Below are 253 nucleotides of genomic sequence, written 5' to 3'. Positions count from 1 at the left end.
ACTGGCGCTACTGGTCCTCCAGGTAATTCTGGCGCTACTGGTGCTACCGGACCTCAAGGTAAAACTGGCGCTACTGGAGCTACCGGACCTCAAGGTAACACGGGCGCTACTGGTGCTACCGGACCTCGAGGTAATACTGGCGCTACCGGACCTCAAGGTAACACGGGCGCTACAGGTGCTACTGGTGCCACTGGACCTCAGGGAGGTCAAGGTTCCACGGGAGCGACTGGTCCTCCGGGGGGTCGGGGTAGGC

At 61.7% G+C, this 253-nt stretch carries 1 pseudogene; it reads left to right on the top strand.

Annotated elements, in window-relative coordinates:
- Positions 1-253: pseudogene (locus JDS82_RS29270) on the top strand (Gly-Xaa-Xaa repeat protein); the annotation flags it as partial.

The sequence above is a fragment of the Bacillus cereus group sp. N14 genome (assembly GCF_016483555.1).
GTDB classification, from domain to species: Bacteria; Bacillota; Bacilli; order Bacillales; family Bacillaceae_G; genus Bacillus_A; species Bacillus_A wiedmannii.
Note: the sequence above shows the minus strand (reverse complement) of the source record. Positions and strands in the feature narration are given on the sequence as shown.